At 37.1% G+C, this 18669-nt stretch carries 13 protein-coding genes; all 13 read right to left on the bottom strand.

Annotation, left to right across the window (positions count from 1 at the left end):
- Nucleotides 1–438: 438 nt before the first annotated feature.
- On the bottom strand, nucleotides 439–1719 hold the full coding sequence (locus Q1A47_RS03175; protein WP_026679626.1) for a Gfo/Idh/MocA family protein: 1281 nt from the start codon (nucleotides 1717–1719) through the stop codon (nucleotides 439–441).
- Nucleotides 1720–1769: 50 nt separating this feature from the next.
- Nucleotides 1770–2597, bottom strand: coding sequence for a carbohydrate ABC transporter permease (locus tag Q1A47_RS03170; RefSeq protein ID WP_166530144.1), 828 nt, complete (start codon nucleotides 2595–2597; stop codon nucleotides 1770–1772).
- 15 nt (nucleotides 2598–2612) lie between these two features.
- Complete coding sequence (locus Q1A47_RS03165; RefSeq protein WP_026679628.1) at nucleotides 2613–3527, bottom strand: carbohydrate ABC transporter permease; 915 nt, start codon at nucleotides 3525–3527, stop codon at nucleotides 2613–2615.
- A gap of 33 nt (nucleotides 3528–3560) precedes the next feature.
- A complete protein-coding gene (locus Q1A47_RS03160; protein WP_166530145.1) occupies nucleotides 3561–4817 on the bottom strand; it encodes a sugar ABC transporter substrate-binding protein in 1257 nt (418 codons plus the stop codon).
- Between the two features lie 76 nt (nucleotides 4818–4893).
- A complete protein-coding gene (locus Q1A47_RS03155; RefSeq protein ID WP_166530146.1) occupies nucleotides 4894–5832 on the bottom strand; it encodes an ROK family protein in 939 nt (312 codons plus the stop codon).
- Between the two features lie 667 nt (nucleotides 5833–6499).
- Nucleotides 6500–7681 carry an ROK family transcriptional regulator gene (locus tag Q1A47_RS03150; RefSeq protein ID WP_166530147.1) on the bottom strand — a complete coding sequence of 394 codons (1182 nt, stop codon included), beginning with the start codon at nucleotides 7679–7681 and terminating at the stop codon, nucleotides 6500–6502.
- 216 nt (nucleotides 7682–7897) lie between these two features.
- The gene (gene ebgA / locus Q1A47_RS03145) at nucleotides 7898–10978 is read right to left on the bottom strand and encodes a beta-galactosidase subunit alpha (RefSeq protein ID WP_166530148.1); all 3081 of its coding nucleotides are present in this window, start codon (nucleotides 10976–10978) and stop codon (nucleotides 7898–7900) included.
- Nucleotides 10979–10999: 21 nt separating this feature from the next.
- Nucleotides 11000–11947, bottom strand: a complete 948-nt coding sequence (locus tag Q1A47_RS03140) for a DMT family transporter (protein ID WP_121603849.1) — start codon at nucleotides 11945–11947, stop codon at nucleotides 11000–11002.
- A gap of 230 nt (nucleotides 11948–12177) precedes the next feature.
- Nucleotides 12178–13896 (bottom strand): amylo-alpha-1,6-glucosidase, encoded by a 1719-nt coding sequence (locus Q1A47_RS03135; protein ID WP_166530149.1) that lies wholly within the window; start codon nucleotides 13894–13896, stop codon nucleotides 12178–12180.
- A 37-nt stretch (nucleotides 13897–13933) separates the two neighbouring features.
- A complete protein-coding gene (locus Q1A47_RS03130) occupies nucleotides 13934–14758 on the bottom strand; it encodes a carbohydrate ABC transporter permease (RefSeq protein WP_026682526.1) in 825 nt (274 codons plus the stop codon).
- Nucleotides 14758–15711 (bottom strand): carbohydrate ABC transporter permease, encoded by a 954-nt coding sequence (locus Q1A47_RS03125; RefSeq protein ID WP_051388431.1) that lies wholly within the window; start codon nucleotides 15709–15711, stop codon nucleotides 14758–14760. The genes Q1A47_RS03130 and Q1A47_RS03125 overlap by 1 nt, the downstream gene beginning before the upstream one ends.
- Before the next feature lie 111 nt (nucleotides 15712–15822).
- On the bottom strand, nucleotides 15823–17253 hold the full coding sequence (locus tag Q1A47_RS03120; protein WP_166530150.1) for an ABC transporter substrate-binding protein: 1431 nt from the start codon (nucleotides 17251–17253) through the stop codon (nucleotides 15823–15825).
- Between the two features lie 471 nt (nucleotides 17254–17724).
- A complete protein-coding gene (locus tag Q1A47_RS03115; protein WP_034679513.1) occupies nucleotides 17725–18516 on the bottom strand; it encodes an SDR family NAD(P)-dependent oxidoreductase in 792 nt (263 codons plus the stop codon).
- Between the last annotated feature and the right edge of the window lie 153 nt (nucleotides 18517–18669).

Genomic DNA, 18669 nt, shown 5'->3' with positions numbered 1-18669 from the left:
CAATATACATCAAACATTTCAAAATAACTACTTGGCTTAACGCAGTCATTGCACTGATTTTATACTTTCTTAACTTACAAAGAAAAATGACAGAAAGATTTCTGCCATATATTAACCATTTATTTTTCGATTTAAGAAGGCACCAGTCTGTTCATTCGCATATAAAGTGAAACAGTAGGAGGTTTGTTTTATCCCTCACGGATGGTTCGTACCACACGGCTATGACCTAAAGCTTTGAATCAATCGGACATTTACTGGCAGGCGATCCCCTACTTCCCCATAGTGGTATCTTGCGTACGGGTATTACTGCCAGTTATATGTAGGATAAAGAAAAAGGGGAGATGTTCTTCATCCCCACTAATCCTAGCTGCATCACCCACTTCAACTTCTTTTAATTCTACTTTGGTTTATAGCGAAGGTGGTAGGCTTACAGGTTGCTCACTGTGATAAACTAGGTTTCCTATTCTCTTTCAGAAAATGCTCCAGTAGAATGACTTTACCATTTTCAAGTCTAGACGCCTCAGCGGCAAAAGCAATGAGATGACTCTCCAATGATTTCGTTGCAGAGGTCTTGCTTATATTGATTTCTCCATCAAAGCTTCTTACTTCTCGAAGGAAATCACGCACGATTCCTTCATCACCACCACCGTGACCACTTACAGGCTTGCTTAAATGAATAACTGTTTCATGTTTGGACAAAAAGTCATAAATTGAAATCTTATTTTCATCCATCTTCCCTCTAATTTCACCTTTCGTTCCCATAATTTGCACAATTCTAGTTTGCTCTCTTGTAAAAGCAGACATACTAAACGTAGCTGTGGCTCCATTTACGAATTCTAAATTAACAACTTGATGATCCACCACATTATTGTCAGATTGATACACACATTTCCCATAAGGAGTTGTTTCCAATGCACGTATAATTCCTTCTCGAGTATGGTCCGTCGTAAATTTCTTCGCCCAGCCCTTTCCTTCACCTAAGTAATAATTTCCAGCATGGAAGGGACATTCATTCTCAACCGGACAACCGTCCAAGCATCTTTCTGGAGCTCCATGTGGTTTATTTCCTTCATGAAAATGCATGAGTGAACCGAAAGAGCTTATATGCTTACATGGCTGATCCATTAAGTACATTAATATATCCATATCATGACAAGACTTTTGCAAAATCATTGGGCTAGAATGGTTACTATTATTCCAATTTCCTCTAACAAAACTATGAGACATATGCATAATTTCTACATTCTCATTCAATTGAATAGAAGCAATATCTCCAATCGTTCCTTCATCAATCACTCGCTTTATCGTTGACCAAAAATTTGTGTATCTAAGTACATGGCAAATTGTCAGCAACCTATTATGCTGTCTCGCTTTTCTTTCCATTTCAATACACTCTGCAGGATCTGGAGACATCGGCTTCTCCAATAAAATATGGTATCCTTTTTCAATCGCCTTTATCGTCGGTTTAAAATGTTGTCGATCCAGTGTACATATGAAGGCAACATCTGCTTCTATATTTGCTTCAAGTAATTCTTCCCACGAAGAGAAGCACTTATCTTCCGAAATATGATGCGTATCGGCAATAGATTTTCTTTTATCTTTGTTTAACTCAGCGACTGCGACAATATCTAATTCATGCGGATAATTTATTGCATAAGGAGCATATGCTTTAGCTCCTCTATCTCCTGCCCCAATTAGAACCGCTTTTATTTTTCGCACTGTGATCGCCCCTCTCCTCCTACAAATGATTTCGATTATTTAAGATAACATTACCCTTTTCGCCCTGATAGAGCGATACCTTCAACAAATGCCTTTTGGAATAACATAAAGATGATGATTAACGGCCAAGATGCTAAAAACGTTCCAGCCATTAATACGGGATAATTCGTACTATATTGCCCTTGTAATGAAGCTAACCCTGCTGATAAAGGCATCTTATCAGGAGAGCTATTAACAATTAACGGCCATAGAAAATCATTCCATGACCAGAGTATCGTAAAGATAGCAAGAGCAATTAACCCTGGTTTAGCTAATGGTAACATAATCCTCCAATAGATTTGGAAATGATTACAGCCATCTATCTTCGCAGCCTCTTCTAATTCATCTGGCATTGTCATAAAAAATTGCCGTAATAAAAACGTTCCAAAAGCACTAAATAATCCTGGAAGAACGAGGGCTGTTAATGTGTTTAACAAATCTAGATTAGCTATAATTTGGTACTGTGGTATTAAAAAAGCCTGTGGAGGTATCCTTAATACAGACAAATATAAAATAAAAAAGAAATTTCTTCCTGGGAACTTAATACGCGCAAATGCGTATGCTGCTAAAGAACATAAGAATAACTGTCCAATCGTTTTAATAATAGTTGTAATAAAAGTATTCCAATAGAATCCAGCAAAAGGAAATGAGTCAAATATCTCTTTATAATTGCTCCACTGAAAGACTTCTGGAAATATTTTTGGCGGAATTTGCGCTGCTTCCCCAACTGTTTTCAATGAGGTTAATATCATCCATAAAAACGGACCAATCATTAATATTGCACCACATAGTAATAATAAGTGGATGACTAGTTTCCGAGATTTACTGACATTTTCCATACAAACACCTTCTTTCTACTCATAATGAACCCAGCGTTTTTGTAATCTAAATTGAATGATTGTTAATACGAGAATGATAATAAACAACACAAAAGCAATTGCCGCTGCAATACCTTTCTCTCCAATAACAAATGCATAATGATAGAACAAGTAAATAACGGATTGAGCACTGTCAATTGCTGGATTGGTTGGGCTGACCATCATAAATATAAAATCGAATACTTGAAAAGCAGAAATAAATGAAATAACAGCAACAAAAAAGATCGTTGGTGAAAGTAAAGGCAACGTAATCTTAAAGAATGAGTATATAGGACTAGCCCCGTCTAAAGACGCTGCTTCATATAGAGACTTTGGTATTCCTTGTAATCCAGATAATAAGATAACCATATTTGTTCCTATCGCGCTCCAGGTTCCTACTATAATGATGGATATTAAAACCCAATTAGGATCCGTGAGCCAGCTAGGACCGTCAATAGAAAACCATTCAAGCATATGATTAATAATTCCATAGTCTGCATTATATAACCATTTCCAAATCATCCCTATTGCTGCTGGCATTGTGACAACCGGAAGAAAAAACAATGTACGATATATAGTAAGACCCTTTATCTTTTGATTTAGCAATACAGCTATTACGATCGAAATAGCAATACTAAATGGAACCATTACAAACGCATAAACAAGCGTATTTCTAAATGAATACCATATTTGCGGATCATCGAACATGTCTTTATAATTTTGTAAGCCTGACCAGCTGTAATTACCAAAATCTCCCCAATCATTGAAGCTATAATAGAATGTTTGAAAGACAGGGAAAATATAAAAGATTAGTAAGCCCAATAATGTTGGTGCAATAAATAAATAACCCCAGAAAATATCATTCTTTTTTAGTGTCGACATCTGGCGTGTCGCTACCTTAGTATCCTTCATATATAATCACCTCGATGTACTGAGCTTAATATATTACTCACTTGCTAGAACTTCTTCCATCTGTTTATCTATTTTTTCACTTGCTTCTTCTACAGTTATTTGACCAGACCAAGCCTTAGCTAGATTATCCTGTATAATTGTGGACCATTTGGAAGTATCCTTGGACACAGGGTAAGGTTCTGCGACCTCAGCCATATCTAAAAATACTTGTAAATTAAAATTAGGGGTCGATTTTGTCCAAGCATCTTGTGTGCCTTCATATGCAGGAATAATTCCTGATTCCGCTTGCATAACAGCGGCTTTCTCTGAACTTAGGAACGTTACAAACTTCCAAGCTGCATCTTTGTTTTCTGAGTTCTTAGCTATGACGTTTCCTAATCCATGGATTACATTTGAGCGCTTTTGCATTTCTGGTAAAAGGGCTACATCAGCATGCTCGTTCGTATATTCATTTGCTTTAAATTGTGGAATCATATACGAAGCTTGAAACATCATCGCAACCTTTCCTGATTCAAACATACTTGTTGCATCTGTTGTTTCCATTTGGGCATGTGTCGGTGAAACCTTATGTTTGTGAATTAAATCATAATATTTTTGAATACCATCTATCGTATTTGGATCATCGAAACCCGATTCTGTCTTATCTTCAGAAATAATATAACCACCATTTGCTAGAATAGTATTAAAATAACTAGCTTGCGCATCTTGAATAAAGGCGGCAATGCCATAGATATCTTTATCTGGGTTTGTTAGTGCTTTGGCAGCTTCCACGAGATCATCCCATTTCCATGCCTCATTCGGATAATCAATCCCTGCTTCATCAAAAAGTTTTTTATTATACCATAATCCAACAGTGTCATAGTCTTTAGGTAGCGCATAGGTCTTATCCTCATATTGATATAGACCTAGCAGTCCTTTAGGATATGGAGACAAATCTAGCTCATCATCCTTGATACGTTTATTTATCGGTTCAAGCATCTCATTGGAAGCATATTTTACAAAGTTCGGCCCATTCATCCAAAAAACATCCGGTAAGCTTCCACCTGTTGCAGCAGCATCTAATTTTGTAAAATATTGATCATATGGAGTTAATTCCAATTTCACCTGAATATTCGGATAATCTTTGTTAAACGCTTTCACAATATCCTTTAACATATCCTCTTGATTCTTATCCCAGTATGCATATTTAATTGTTGCTTTCCCATCAGCGCTAGCACCCTCATCATTCGAGGAACATGCCCCTAACGTAAATACGAGAAAAATAACCAATACTACATAAAATTTTTTCATCTTGTCACCTTCCTATAGCAATTTGTAAAAGACCTAGCTTCGCTTGCTTTTCCACCTCCTACTAAATGTTAGGTCTTTAAAAAGTGAAATTTTGTTCAGGAGTTGTATTACTGCACATTACATTCTCCCAACTGCAAAGTGCAGCGCCAATCACACCTGAATCTCCCTTTAATTTGCTCCCGGTAATTCGCCCAAGCGCTTCTTTTTGCTCAGAGATTAAAAACGGACCAATATTTTGTTTAATTAAATCTAGTAGAAATGGATGATGATTTATAACTCCCCCACCAAGTACAATTTGATGTGGATCTAATAAACTAATAATCGAATAAATACCTTGAGAAATCGAAGGAATAACCTCATCCATAACATCGCTAGCTAACTTATCCCCAGCAATATACGCCTGAAAAAAGTCTTGTGTTGATGTAATGGAATTCCCCATTCTCTCTCTAGCAAGCTTATATATAGCAGGCCCAGATGCTGCATTTTCTAAAGTGGTTAGTTGTCCATCAACACCTGTAATAGGACACAAGCCAATTTCTCCAGCAAATCCTTCTCCTCTCAAAAAGGATCCATTTTGGATAATAGAGCATGAAATTCCAGTACTGATCGTTACATACACACAAGTGGAATTCGGTGCTACATTTAACTTCTTCCACTCCGCATAGGCTGCCATGTAAACATCGTTATCGATAACAATATGATGAATAGAGAATGCTTCTCTAAGTCTATTAACTAATGGAAAATCAATCCAAGGTAAATTATTTTGGTAAACAGCTATCCCGTTTAAACGATCTACCTTCCCTGGAACCCCTACTCCCATTGCTGTAATTTGTGAGATAGATAGATTTGCTTTTTTTAACACCTGATCAATACAAGTAACTACTTGTTTAAACATACTTTCCGCATTATTCGTATTACTACTCACTTTTGATCGATACAAAATAACACCCTGTTCATCCACAATCACAGCAGCAATTTTTGTACCTCCAATATCAACTCCTATTGAGAAACCCAACGTTTGTCACCTCATGTCTACATTCCTACAATCCTAGATTTTAGTAAATTTATTATTAAATATTTACTAATTGTTTTTAATACTAGCATAGCGAATTTTGAATGTCTATAATTTTTGAAAAATTATAGACTGAATACCCTCTTCTTATTTCCAATCACGATTCTAGTAAAAGGAGGAGAAACATAAGAAAACGCTCGTCACTAGCGACTGTAGCCAGTCAACGGAGATAAAGGAATCACGGTGAGCTTTTCAACCGATAATACTTATCGTAGGACAATTCGTGAAATCGCCTAGTTTCTGGACGTTGGAGCTGTACACGGCTCAACACGCCCATATTTATCCACATGGACGAATTTTTAATTTTCTAGACTACGAAAAGAGCAACCCTTTGAGGCCGCAGCTCACAAGGTTGCCCTTTTGATTACAATCATTCAATGGTGTTTGTTAAAAATGAACAGTTTCATAAAGTGAAACAGTTATATGCGGGATAAAGTGAAACTTCCATCCAGCTTTTACTGAAACAAATACGTACAAAGGCTTCATTCGCCACGTCCTGTGGCAACGCCTTTGTGACCTACTTCCATGTAGGCCCGAACCAATCGGACATTTACTAGCAGTTGATACCACCTTTTATCCATATTGGTTTCTCTTTGGGATAAACGATCCATCATATTACTGGGTCAAATATTTCGGTGAGTAGCAATGATACAGCCCCTAAAATCGTCGCATCACTTCCTAGCTTTGTTACAGCTACCTTTGTTTCTTTAGCATCTTGGGTTAGTGCACAGCGTTTTATCCTCTCATGGATAGCAGGTAAGATAAAGGATGCACTATTCATCACCCCACCACCTAATATAATTTTCTCTGGGTTAATCATATGAATTAAATTGGTTAAACCGACACCGATGCAATCACCAGTTTCTTTTAAAACATCTATATAAATTTGATTTCCAGCCTTAGCCAGTTCAAAAACACTTTCTCCAGTCAATTTAAACGAGGCTGACTGACCATTCTGGCTTAGCCTTCTATGTGCACGTTCAGCAATAGCAGGGCCAGTGGCAAATGTTTGCAAGCAACCACGATTACCGCACTCGCAAATATCACCATTAATATCAATGGTCATATGACCAATTTCTCCGGCAATACCCTGTGCACCGTGGAATAACTTCCCTTCCGTTACGATGCCTGCACCTACACCTCTTCCCAAATTAACAGCAACCATACTGTCTAAATCACCGTGACCTCCAAACCATGCCTCACCTAAGGCCATTGCACGTGCGTCATTTTCCACTTTAACCATGACATGGAACTCTTGCTCAAGCATTTCCTTTATTGGTATATGTGTTAGATTAAGGTTTGGAGCGAATAACGAGGTTCCTGTTTCAACGTTTACCACCCCGTGCATCGCTACTCCAATCCCCATAATTTCCTCTATATCCTTATTCGTTTGACGAAGTACTTGATGAATGCATTCCTTTAAATAAGAGAGAAAAGCATCATTAGTTACAGGTAAATCAAGTGTATACGAATGCCTTGCTTGAATTCTACCAGCAAGGTCTGCAACAATGCATACTATCTGTTCTGGTCCTGCATCAACACCTAAAATATAAAAAGCTGTTTTATTAATATGAAGCATCGTCGGTTTCCTGCCACCCATGGACTGACCACGATTACTTTCCAATACAATCTGCTGATCAATTAACTCCTTTACAATACTACTGACAGTTGGTGGAGTTAGTTTCGTATCCTTGGCAATCTGCGCCCTAGAGATTGGCTCAAATTTCCTTATTTTATTTAAAATGATTGACTTGTTTACTGATTTCATCAGTTTAAATGTACCTCGTTGCATAGCATCCTCCGAATAATAATAACGTTGTCTCTATTGTATCATGGAGCAACTATTGATAAAGTGAAACTTCCATCCGTGTGGGGTGTGTTTACCCCCCCACGAAGTTACGGACATTTACTGGCAGTTGATCCCCCTCTTATCCATAGTGGCTTCACTTTATCCCTTGAAGCTGGGGACTTACTGCCAGCCATGAATTGCTTTTGAACAATTTTTTTATTATACCTCAAGCTGTTCCTTCGCTTTCGTTATATCACTAATTTCCTTTGTTGAATACACAGATAGTTTTAGCTCAAACGAAAAAGATTCAAATTTACAACGATATTTTTCTAACTGATTTTGCCCACAGGAATTAGAACCTAACCCATTTTGCTTATGATCTAAGTGAAGCACAATGTATGGCCTCTTCTCTAAATCAATCGTATGATTAGCATGTTCTAAATCGTTTATCTCATAATAACTCGCATTAAAATCAAAGGTCGAATGCGTACCTACTGCCATGATAGCGACACCGTCATGATCGACAAAACGCACCCATCGTGTATCTGTTCGATTTCCATTCTCCTGTGGATAAACATAATTAGTAAATAATTTACTAACCGAACGTTCGTATACTCCTATTTGATTGGCTTGTTTAGAGTCACTATATGACTCACCAGGACCTCTTCCATACCAACGAGTAGTATCACAATCTTTATTAAGCCGCATTTCTACACCAATTCTAGGTATCATTTTTGGTGCGTTTTCGATTATTCCACTAGGCGTACCTGAAACCTGAAACAACATATCTCCATTAGGATAAATGTGATATTGATACATGCATTCATAATACCAAGCAGAATTCGTTGTCCCATTTACTGTTTTAACAGTAATAATTATTGTATTGTCAGTACGTTTATATTGAACTTCCTCCACTACCTCATGCCATAAATGCATAAAATATTTTTCTTTGTAGTCCTTTAATATATGCATATCATTATCGATAGGAGCCCGCCAAAACTGTAATTTAGGACCTTTTTCAACAACAGCAAGGCCATTTTTCTTCCATGAAATCATTTGACCATTCACTTTATCAAAAATGATCTCAACCTCACTATTAATAATTTCTATTGTGTGCTGCGTTTCCTTTAACGTTAAAGCACCCTTTGGCAAAATAGGCTTTGTTTTTTCTACTGTAATTGGCAGCTTAAATTGGGCAGTTGCAAGCTCATGCCCCTTTGCACTCCAAGTGAAATCTCGGTTGGTCAGATATGATAATGTTAGGTAATATTCCGTACCAGGTTCTTTATAAAAGTTAAAATCAAGATCTAGTATAATTTCCTCCGCTGTTCTTGCTGGAATAGGAGGTAATGCACAAGTCCTAGCATGCAGTGCTTCTCCATCCCGCTCAATCGCATAATGTAATGTGACATGGTTTAATGATATAAAGTCGTACCTGTTCTCTACTTTTATCCTACCTTGATTCAGTTCAACAGCAGTCGTATCTATAGGCTCAATTATTTTTTTATACTCTACTAATGCTGGAGAAGGTGTACGATCAGGCATTAATAGACCATCGATGCAAAAGTTCCCATTCGTTGGATCATCTCCAAAATCTCCACCATACCGGTAATATTTGCTACCGTTTTCATCGACCGTTTCAATCCCATGATCATACCATTCCCAAATAAACCCACCTTGTAGATGCTCATATTTATTTATAAGCTCCTGATACTCTTTCAATCCTCCAGGACCATTACCCATCGCATGACCGTATTCACAATGGATATGTGGTTTTTTAGTTGTTTCAGCAATAGCTTGCATGGTTTTTCTTCCTTCTGGTGGATTTTCAAGCCATGTATACATGGTAGAATATACATCCGTTACTTCTGCTTTGCTATCACCTTCATAATGGACTAAACGCGTTGAATCTATATCTTTACAGTGTTTGGCCATTACTTTAAAATTATGACCGAATCCTGATTCATTACCTAATGACCACATGATTATCGATGGATGGTTCTTATCTCTATGCACCATTCGTATTAATCTATCTACATACATATCTTCCCATAACGGATCATCAGAGATCCAATTAAAATTATTCGTTAATTCAAAACCATGACACTCGAGATCTGCTTCATCAACTACATAGATCCCATACGTATCACATAATGTATATAGATATGGGTGGTTTGGATAATGTGCTGTACGAATCGCATTGATATTATGTTGCTTCATTAGGCGAATATCTTGTAGCATATCCTCTTTTGAGACCACTCTACCGGTAGCTGGATGGAAATCATGACGGTTTACTCCCTTTAGCTTAATTGCTACACCATTTACCGTAAACGTTTTCCCTTTGATTTCAATGTGTCGAAATCCAATTTGCTGTGGGATTACCTCGATCACTTGATCATCCAGTAGAACCGTTAAGTGTAACGTATATAAGTAGGGAGATTCTGCACTCCACAGCTCAGGTTGAGGAATTATTTCCTTAATTATAAATCTTTCACCAATACATTGATTTCCTAAAGCAACCGTTTCCTGCTGGTCATTTACTAGTTCATATTGTATGCGAATATTTTCTTGCCAGCCACGAATACTTCCACTCACTAATAATTCTCCCTTGGAAAATTGATCTTTTACGTTAGTTTCTACTTTAAAATCCTCTATTCCTGATTTAGGTTGCGTATATAGTTCAACATCTCTAAAGATTCCACTTAACCACCACATATCCTGATCTTCTAAATACGTACCATCAGACCATTGGTATACACGGACTGTTATTTCATTTTTTCCGTCCATCACATAAGGAGTAATCGTAAACTCTGATGTCATACGAGCACCTTTACTATAGCCTACCATCTCCCCATTTATCCAAATATGAAAGGCTGAATCAACTCCATGAAAGCGCAAAATCACATCATCTTTTAACCAAGTTGTATCAATTGAAAATTTCCGATGATAAATACCAGTCGGATTATCAGATGGTACATACGGCGGGCGAATGGGAAAATGATACCACACATCAGAGTAATGCATCTTACCATAACCTTCCATTTGCCAATTGCTTGGAACCTGTATAGAATCCCAACTGCTCCGATCATGATTAATTTGCTCAAAGCCTACTGGTGAGTATTCAGGGGCAGATAGAAAAAGAAAGTCCCATAACCCATTTAAGCTTTTAAAATGATGCGTATACTCTGGGTCTCCATCTATAGCTGTCTGTTTATTTGGATAAGAATAAAAAAAAGCTCGCGGTTTCATTCTATTTTGATCAGTAATTGTAATATCTTCCCACTCTTTATACATTCTCATTATTTCCCCTCCTATATAAAGTTAGCTATCCTTAGAGACGTTTACCACTTTTCTTTTCTGTCCTTTGTAATTTACTGCAATTATTCCAGTAGCTACAAGTATCAATGCTCCCATGATAAAGATGTTTAATGACTCCCCAGGGATAAACATCGCAGACAAGATCGCTCCTGAAACGGGTGTAATAAATTTAAACATACTTATCTCGCCAGCCTTATTAAATTTCAGAATAGAGTACCAGAGGCCAAAAGCGACAGCAGAAAGCAGTGCGGAGTAAATAAAAAGCATCCACCCAAGTGGTGTAAACGTTATCGCATTTTCTTGCAACTGCGGAATACCAATCACTAGCATAAGACCTGCCCCTATCGTTAACTGCCAACCAGTTAACGCAAAAGGATGGATACCGATAGCAAGCTCCTTTGCCATAATCGTCCCTATGGCGCTTGTTAAAGCTGCCAATATCATATATCCCTCTCCCGTTACCTGAAAAGTGAGTTTAAGCTCTTCCCCCCAGTTAGCAACAATAATCCCTGCAAATCCTGCCATAAGCCCTACTGTTTTCTTCCAATTGATACGGTCATTTGTATAAAAGAAATGGGCTAAGACAACCGTAAAAAAAGTACCACTTGATAGTAAAATAGCTCCTTGCATACCAGAAACTTCTGCTAACCCATTATAAAAAAAGAAATACTGTAAACTAGTTTGAAGAATTCCGAAGATTACTAGAAAAAGAATCTGTCGCTTCGTAACGAATAATTTCTTAGGATTAGAAAAAATTAATCCCACTAAAAGAATTAGACCTGCTAATAAAAAGCGCATTCCAGCAAAAACAATCTTAGCAATTGTGTCATCTTTAGCCATTTGTAATTCTTCATAGCTTACTTTCAATACTGGAAATGCACTCCCCCATAAAATGGAACAAAAAATAGCAATACATACGACAACCCATTTTCTTTTAAGCATACTATCCATTTTATGTCATCTCCTATGTTGTTTTGTAGAATAAAGTGAAACTTCAATTAGTTGGGGGATGTTTATCACCCACTGATGGTTCGTACCACAAGGGTATGACCTAAAGACCTTTGAACCAATCGGACATTTACTGGCAGCTGATCCCGCACTTATCGATATTGGTTTCACGTTATTCCTTGAAGTGGGGTCTTACTGCCAGTTATATGCAGGGAAAAGTTACCTAGAAATCATTAAAGAGATGGCTTCTCTGTTTCTTTATTCACATATTCATGTGCCAAGATAAGAAACACACTTGACGTCCACGTAAATGCTCGATCTCGTAAGCCTTCTCCCGATACAGCATTAAAATTTTCTGCCATTCCATGTTTTAATGCCATATTACAGAATTTATGAGCTAGGTCTCTAGCAAACGCTTCTTCCCCTGATTCCATTAATCCATCAATAAGCAACATGGTGGAAGGTGCCCAAATAGGTCCACGCCAATAACCGTCCTCTAAATAATATGGGCTCTGCAAGCTTTCAGTAGCAAGGCCATGTTCCGTTAAAAACCGGTTTTCATCCTTCAACCCTTCAATTAATCTCAATCGGATTTGTTTTGGAAGTCGCTTTGCTAGAATAATTGGCATGAATAACAATAAACTATCACCAGAACGCACATTTTCACCTGCGAGCTTTGCGACAAACTGCTCACCATCCCAAAAATAGGCTAACATATCGGTTAAAAGTTGATCTGCCTGCTTCTTCCATTTTTCGTAGTCCATTTGGAAATGTAAGCGATTAGCTATTTCTGCCAATGTTTCCATTTGTAAAATTAAAAATGCACAAAGATCTGGACTTTCGATAGGTATCCCTTGATGAAACAATGTACTATTATCCCAGCCACTATCATTACCATGTTGATATTCTGGAAATCCATTGTTATCAACATCACGTTCTTTAAAGAACCAACTGGTCCACTGTTTTAATGGTTGATAAATCTCAGCTAAATTTTCTTTTGATAATTCATTTGAATGTTTTAACATCCATGCCAACGTCCACCCATGAATTGGTGGTTTACTGCAATTCCAATAAGCAAATTGATCATTCATAAAATCTGGCAAAAGGCCGTTTTTTGCTTGTACATCAAAAAATATCATGAATTGATCCCAAGCTAACTTCGGATTCTTTTTGACTAAAGCCATTGCATTAAAGCAATGATCCCAGCTCCAAATATTTGTCATCCAATTCTTTGACATATACATCGCTGACCTTGGTAAATATCCCTCTTGTTTAACAACACAGGACCATGTTATGTAAGCAGCAAGTTGTCTTCCAGCTTCATATTCCGCCGGTACCGGCAACGTGTTTTCCAACCATTTTTTGTATTCGTCATTTACGTGATCAAGGGCTGTTTCAAACGTCGGATAATCGTTTTTTTGTTCATAGATTGTAAGAAACTCTTCAATAATTCCTTCTACAGTACCATTGTCTTCTCTAGGATGAAAATCTGCAATCACATAAGAACTACCATTTATATCCCAAGGCGCACTTACATCTAACTCCCCAATAAAGGGAGTTAACATAAATCGAATGCTTTGTGAAAAAACATTCACTTGCCAGCTTCGCGCTTGATAATAAAAAGCATTATCATAAGCATTTGTAACAAGAGATAACCGTAAACCAACTTGTTCCCCATAAATACGCAGACAATGAGCTTCTGAATAAATTAATCGAACTACTCCTTCTTCCGCTTGAAGGCAGAGGCAAGTCTCCGCTGCAATTGCATTAAAAGGTATACAATGTCCATTTTTCGTCACATCTAATTTAAATAAAGCGCCGACATCGTCATCACCACCTCTGATTGTACGTAAATAAATTCCTTCCGAACGATAGTCATTTTTAGGTAAATAGGAAATACTAAGATAAGAGCCAAATCGGCTAAAGGGTATATGTTTAAGATTTATATTCAACGATATCTTCTCCTCACATTTAATCTTCTATCCTATTTTACTTTACAGATCCGGATATACCTTCGATAAAATAACGTTGCATTACTATAAATATTAAAATTACAGGCAAGAGGGATATCGATGCTCCAGCTGCCATCCCTGTCCAATCCGTTTGATATTTACCAACAAATGAGAGCATACCCACTGCCAAAGTTCGTAAATCTGGATTATTTAATGTCAAAACGAGTGGAATTAAAAAAGAGCTCCAAGTCCAAATAAATTGCATAATTACAGCAGTAGCTATAACTGGCTTCGCAGAAGGAAGAATGATTTTAAAAAATGTTTTTAGAAAACCACTTCCATCTATAGCTGCAGCTTCTTCGATTTCTTTAGGCACGCGAGAAAAAAATGCTGCAAATAATAGAATAAAAAGCACGTGCGCCCCACTGGACTCTGCAAGAACTACACCGAATAACGTGTTAGATAATCCTAAAAACTTCATTAATTCATAAAGCGGAATGATTGTATACCCTGTAGGAATGAACATCAGCGCTCCGATAATAACGATCATTGTCTTTCTACCAGGAAAATCCACTCGCCCAAGCGCATATCCTGTTAAACAGCTTAATAAAACTACTATAGTTACAGTACCTAAAGTGATGACTACAGAATTTAAAAAGTACCCAGAGAAATTGGCAACATCCCATGCTCTAGTGTAGTTCTCCCAGTTCAACGTCTCTGGTATGGGATTAATTCCAGAAGTTAAAAAAGATGCATTGGTTTTTAATGAAGAAGATATCATCCAGATAAAAGGGTATATCCAGATAAAACCAAATAGGATTAAAAAGATATGGATTATTCCCCAAGTTATTTTTGAACGCATTACTTCTCCACCTCAACTTTCAATCCATTTTTATTTTTATGTCTATTGACCTTCATAACTACCCAACCAAGTAATAAACTTATTATGAATACTGTCATGCCTAATATCACACCAACTGTAGAGGCATAACCAACCTGAGATGGACCCTCTGAAGCAAACGCGAATCGATAAATATATAACTCTAAAGTTTCGGTGGAAAAGAACGGACCACCATTTGTTAATGTTTTTACTAGGTCAAATACACGCATACTGCTAACAGTTGTAAGTAATAATATCGTGGCTCCAACTGGTGCCAACATAGGTAACGTAATATAACGTAATGTTTGCCAATGTCCTGCACCATCAATTTTTGCAGCTTCATATAACTCTTTAGGAATCATCTGTAAACCTGTTAGCCAATAAATCATGATAATTCCTATTTCTTTCCAAGATCCAACAATGATAAGAACGATCATAGCTGTAAATGGATTAACTAACCAAGGTATAGCTTGGTCGATCACACCGACCATCACGAGTACTTGGTTGATTAAACCTTGATTACCAAAGATATTTTTCATAATAATCCCAACGATAGCTGTTGTTGTTACGACAGGAAGGAAATAGATGGTTCGATAAATAGTTCTTCCCTTCAGATTTGGACTATTTAATATTAAAGCAAGTATTAAAGCAACAGATACGGAAATAGTGGTAAAGCCAGATGTATAAATAAACGTATTTTTAAATGCATTCCAAAATTTTTCTTCAGTAAACACATTTTTATAATTATCGAATCCAATAAAATCAGTCAGTGGTCCTATACCAGACCAATCATAAAAGGAGTACACATAGCTCATAATAATGGGATAAAGAGATAAGCCCAAAAACACAATTACTTGTGGCAAGATAAATAAATACGCCCATATATATCGTTTCTTTGTATGCTTACTTATCGTCTGCTTTGCTATTTTGTTCATACAAATTCTCTCCTAATCAAACAAGCTCTAATGAAAAAGAAAGAGGACAAACTACTACGTTATCTCATAGTATATTCACTTAAGTAGCTCGCCCAATTTCATCTAACCACTCTATTTCAACTCTTGATACTCTTTTTCTGTATAGGGCTCATACGGAACCCAATTTGGAAATTGAAAATCCTCTCTAGAAACATTTTCATTTTCTTGAATTGCCTTAGTGAAAGCAGCATTATAGTCATCCGTGAAATCCGTTAATGCTCCTTGTAAATCTTCCACCTGTCCCGTTAGGTAGCCCATTAAAATAGAACCTGCGTCATTATCTGGTGCGTTCTTTTGTAGCGCAAGGCGTACTTCTTGCGTTTTCGGGTTGACAACAACCGGATTAGGGACACGAACCGACATCTCAGAGAAAATCTGCGCAATGTCATTTACTTCGGAAAATGGTAGCTCGACATTAATATCAGACGCTTCCTTCGCAATCAATGGCTCACCATCCTTGAGAATTTCGCGATATATATTTTCCTGTAAAAATTCTAAAAATAGTTTTACTTCATCCCAATGCTCGGTATCTTTAGATACATAGAGACCATCGTTACTACCTAATCGAAATTCTCCATATTGCTGACCATTTGGATTCTTTGTGGGTAAGGGAACTACTCCCCAGTCATCAAATCCATTTTCATGAAGTAACTGACCCGTCCAATTCCCATCGATTAGAAAAGCTGCTTGACCAGCAGTAAAAAGTTCTCTTGCTACCGTAGAATCTGTTTCCATGGTTGATGGTGATAAAGCATTGCTATCCAATAAATCCTTCATCAATTTTATTGTCTCTACATATCCTTGTGTGTCATATTTATAATCGCCATTTGCATAATCATAACCACTTTCTGGTGAAAGCTCTGTTGCCATTAATTGTGTTACAGCCCTTACTAACCAACCAGACTGACCACCGAATATGAGACCATAAGATGATCCATTGGATTGATCATATATTTCTATACCCACTTCCTTTAATTCCTTCCATGTTTTCGGAACTTCATCAATCCCAAGATCATTCAATACTTGTTTATTGTAGAACATATAATATGTCCCACCTTTGTATACCGGAAACAAATACACATTTCCATTTAGTGATGCATTCCCTTCATCAAAGACTCCCTCCGTGTATTGCGATTGAACGTCTTTTGGAAAAACCTCATTTAGTTCATGTACAAGATCTAAATCTACAAATTCATTTAACGTAAAGGCATCCGTACTAAATATATCAGGAAGATTACGATCAGATATTGCTGCTTGGTATTCTGCTTCACTAGATTCAACATTCAAATTATTAAGTTCAACCTTAATATCTGGATGTTCTTTTTCAAATTTTTCGATTAAGATGGGAAAATAGCTTCTCCCCGCAGCAACGTTATTCCAAAGCTTGATTGTTGTTTTATCAGCATCGTCTTTATCTGCTTTTGAACTATCACTTTGACAACCAAGTAATAGAATTCCTAAGAATAAATAACAAATCATTATAAAAAAACACTTTTTTACCATGCGCACACTCTCCTTTATTATTAATTGTAATAGCCTATTAAACTAGCATTTCAATTAGTTGGAAGCTTGTTTATCTCCCACTGATTGGTAGTACCACACAAGGGTATGACCTACAGAGATTTGAACTAATCGGACATTGACTGGCAGTTGACCCCACCCTTACCCATATTAGTTTTATTTTATTGCTTGAAGGTGGACTTACTTCCAGTTATATGCGGAATAAAGTGAAGCTTCCATCCGTGGGGGGTTTTTCCCCACGGATGGTTAGGTGAACCAATCGGACATTTACTGGCAGTTGTTCCCTCACTTAGCCATATTGGTTTCTCTTTATTGCTTGAAGTGGAGAGACTTACTGCCAGTTATATGCGGGATAAACATTCTTACAAAAGGAATACAAAAAACCGTATTTGTAACTGCTTATTCATGAAAATAAGCCCCCGTCCCAAGAAACGAATTGCCTCTTCATAGAACTCAAGCCAATCCTCCACCATCAACGACTAAAGTGGTTCCGGACACCCATGCAGATAGATCACTAGCTAAAAATAGTACTCCTTTGGCAATATCCTCAGGTGTACCAATTCGTTGCAACGGTCGATTAACCCCAGATGACACTAAAAATTCTTGGTCATTAACATTTAATTGCTCTGCCTCCCCTCTTAATAGCGGTGTGTCTGTATCACCTGGACATATACAATTAACACGGATATTATCCTTTCCATGATCAATTGCCATTGCCTTAGTCATATTCACCACTCCTCCCTTAGCTGCACAATAAGAAGCGGCATCATCTCCTCCTTTTAATCCCCAGCCGGATCCTGTATTAATAATGCTCCCTCCACCATGATTACGCATGATTGGGATTACATACTTAGATAGTAAAAACACGCTTTTTAGCGATACGTCCATCACAAGATCCCAATCAGATTCCGTATGATCTACCGTATTTTTCCTTCGGATAACACCAGCATTATTAAATAATATATCTATATTACCGGAAACGCTTTCAATAATAGCAACCACAGCTTGGCAATCTTCATTAGAGGTTACATCACATTGTAAAAAAGCGGCATCACCCCCAGCCTGTACAATTTTGTCAGCCTGGTAATTCCCCTCCTCTGTATTAATATCAAGCATAAACACTTTACAATCTAATTCAGCCAATATTCGAGCTGTTGCTAAACCGATCCCTGATGCAGCACCTGTAATAACAGCTACTTTATTTGTTAATCCAAATAATTGTTGATTATCCACGCTAACCGACATCCCCTCTCACCTAAGAATTATTAACTTAATTAACTTAATTAATTATTAAATTTTTAAACATGTTATCATGCTAATATAATTGTGTCAATATTCTTTTTCTTTAAAATTATGTAGAAAATAGCATAATAACTACTAACTTTAATTGTCTAACAG

This window comes from uncultured Virgibacillus sp., from assembly GCF_947495635.1.
Lineage (GTDB): Bacteria > Bacillota > Bacilli > Bacillales > Amphibacillaceae > Virgibacillus > Virgibacillus salarius.
The sequence above is the reverse complement of the archived record's forward strand: the minus strand, read 5'-3'. Positions and strand labels throughout refer to the sequence as shown.

Excerpts from the sequence above, each read along its gene's own strand:
- Q1A47_RS03170 (WP_166530144.1), bottom strand. The coding sequence starts at position 2,597 with ATGGAAAATGTCAGTAAATCTCGGAAACTAGTCATCCACTTATTATTA.
- Q1A47_RS03165 (WP_026679628.1), bottom strand. The coding sequence starts at position 3,527 with ATGAAGGATACTAAGGTAGCGACACGCCAGATGTCGACACTAAAAAAG.
- Q1A47_RS03160 (WP_166530145.1), bottom strand. The coding sequence starts at position 4,817 with ATGAAAAAATTTTATGTAGTATTGGTTATTTTTCTCGTATTTACGTTA.
- Q1A47_RS03150 (WP_166530147.1), bottom strand. The coding sequence starts at position 7,681 with ATGCAACGAGGTACATTTAAACTGATGAAATCAGTAAACAAGTCAATC.
- ebgA (WP_166530148.1), bottom strand. The coding sequence starts at position 10,978 with ATGAGAATGTATAAAGAGTGGGAAGATATTACAATTACTGATCAAAAT.
- Q1A47_RS03140 (WP_121603849.1), bottom strand. The coding sequence starts at position 11,947 with ATGGATAGTATGCTTAAAAGAAAATGGGTTGTCGTATGTATTGCTATT.
- Q1A47_RS03130 (WP_026682526.1), bottom strand. The coding sequence starts at position 14,758 with ATGCGTTCAAAAATAACTTGGGGAATAATCCATATCTTTTTAATCCTA.
- Q1A47_RS03125 (WP_051388431.1), bottom strand. The coding sequence starts at position 15,711 with ATGAACAAAATAGCAAAGCAGACGATAAGTAAGCATACAAAGAAACGA.
- Q1A47_RS03120 (WP_166530150.1), bottom strand. The coding sequence starts at position 17,253 with ATGGTAAAAAAGTGTTTTTTTATAATGATTTGTTATTTATTCTTAGGA.
- Q1A47_RS03115 (WP_034679513.1), bottom strand. The coding sequence starts at position 18,516 with ATGTCGGTTAGCGTGGATAATCAACAATTATTTGGATTAACAAATAAA.